Source organism: Treponema endosymbiont of Eucomonympha sp., from assembly GCF_001028545.1.
On sequence record NZ_BBPW01000117.1, the window covers coordinates 1 to 2,277 of the forward strand.

Below are 2,277 nucleotides of genomic sequence, written 5' to 3' on the forward strand. Positions count from 1 at the left end.
TTACACCTGTTTCCCCCCCCCCCCCCCCACCAGAATCAGCGCGCTCAGCAAAAAAAGAAAGCGGTTTTTCATATCAGTCCTCCGCTCACGGTACCGTTTGTCAGACAAAATGCCGTCTGACTGCGACTGCTGACAGGCGGCATTCCGGCGTTTCCGTTTGCCGCTTAGAATGTCCGTTCGGACAGATATTTGTATTCCTGATACTGCCGTTTTGCTTTCGCCACCGCCTTGCCGAGGAGCGCCGCCGCGCGCTCGGGTCCCGCGTCCTTCAGCGATTTGAAGCGGACTTCCTTATACATAAAGCCGGCAAGGTCGTAGTCCGGCTCTTTGCTGTCGAGCTGGAACGGGTTTTTGCCCTGCTCTATAAGGCGCGGGTCGTAGCGGTACAGCGGCCACAAGCCGCAGGATACCGCCTCCGCCTGATTGGTCAAACCCTTCGCCATGTTTATGCCGTGGTTTATGCAGTGCGCATAGGCGATGATTATGGACGGACCGTCGTAGGATTCCGCCTCGCGGAACGCCTTAATCGTCTGTCCCATGTTTGCGCCCAGCGCGACTCGCGCCACGTACACATAGCCGTAGCTCATGGCGATTGCGCCCAAATCCTTCTTGCTGACGGTCTTGCCCGACGCCGCGAATTTCGCCACCGCGCCGATAGGCGTCGCCTTGGACATTTGCCCGCCCGTGTTTGAATACACTTCGGTGTCGAGCACCAAAACGTTCACGTCGCGTCCCGACGCCAGCGTGTGGTCGAGTCCGCCGAAGCCTATGTCGTATGCCCAGCCGTCTCCGCCGACAATCCACACCGAACGCTTGATAAAGTGGTCGCACAGCGACGCGAGTTCCTTCGCCACCGGGTCGCCCGACTGTGCGAGCGCCGCCTTGAGTTCCGCGACAAAGCCGCGCTGCGCCGCGATTTTCTCGTCGTCAGCTTGGTCGTTCGACAGAATCTTTGCGATAACGTCCGCCGCGATTCCCGCGCTTTTCGCCGCCGCCGCGACTTCGCGCGCGTACTGCGCCAGTTTGTCGCTCGTCATGCGCATGCCGTAGCCGAACTCCGCCGCGTCCTCAAACAGCGAGTTCGACCACGCCGGACCGCGCCCGCTCGCGTCTTTCGCGTAAGGCGTCGTCGGCAGGTTGCCGCCGTAAATCGACGAGCAGCCGGTCGCGTTTGCCACAACCGCGCGGTCGCCGAAGAGCTGGCTCATGAGCTTCAGGTACGGCGTCTCGCCGCAGCCCGCGCACGCGCCGGAGAATTCAAACAGCGGCCGCTTGAACGCCAGCCCCTTCGCCGTGCCGAGCTTGAGCGTCGCCGGGTCGGCTTCGGGAAGCGCCATAAAATATTCCCAGCAGGCAGCCTGTTCCGCGCGGTATTCGGGGGTATAGAGCACCATGCTGACGGCTTTTTCCCCTTTGAGCGGGCACGCGGCGGTGCACAGTTCGCAGCCGGTGCAGTCCTCGGCGGAGACTTGCAGCGTGATTTTCTTTCCCGCCGCCGCTTTCGGCTTGACTTCCGCCGTTCTGAAGCCCTTCGGCGCGCGCGCCGCTTCCGCGTCGCTCAGGTTTTTCGTGCGGAGACACCCGTGCGGGCACACGACCGTGCAGTTGCCGCACTGAATGCAGAGGCTCTCGTCCCACCGAGGGACGCGTTCCGCAATAGCCCGCTTTTCAAACTGCGTGGTCGCGCTGGGGAAGGTGCCGTCTTCGGGGATTTTGCTCACCGCGAGCTTGTCGCCTTCCTGCGCCGCCATCGCGCCGAGCACCTCGCGCACAAACGCGTCCTTCGCCTGACTCATCGGCTTCTTCATGCGCAGGCTGCCGTCAGCCGAAGCCGGATACCGCACCTGCTGAACCGCCGCGAGCGCCAAGTCTATCGTGGCGATATTCTTCTGCACCACGTCCGCGCCCTTTTTGCCGTAGGACTTCTCGATAAACTTCTTCATATACTTCACGGCGTCCGCTTCGGGCAATACGCCTGAAATCTTGAAGTACGCCGCCTGCATTACCACGTTGATTCGGGCGCCCATTCCGGCTTTGTCCGCGATTTCAAACGCGTTGATGACGTAGAACCGGAGTTTTTTGCCGACTATGTGCCGCTGCGCCTCGACCGGCAGCTGCTTCCAGACCTCGGACGCGTCGTAAGGGCTGTTCAGCAGGAAGGTGCCGCCTTCTTTCGCGTTCGCCAGAAGGTCGAATGTTTCCATGTAGGCAAACTTATGGCAGGCGACAAAGTCCGCGTTCGTAATCAGGTAGGGGCGGCGGATAGCCTTCGGGCGT

General features: G+C 61.4%; 1 protein-coding gene. It reads right to left on the reverse strand.

Features of this window, described 5'->3' with window-relative positions; translation table 11 throughout:
* Positions 1-164: 164 nt before the first annotated feature.
* A partial coding sequence (nifJ, locus tag AWU74_RS05100; protein WP_162504853.1) for a pyruvate:ferredoxin (flavodoxin) oxidoreductase occupies positions 165-2,277 on the reverse strand: 2,113 nt, incomplete at its 5' end.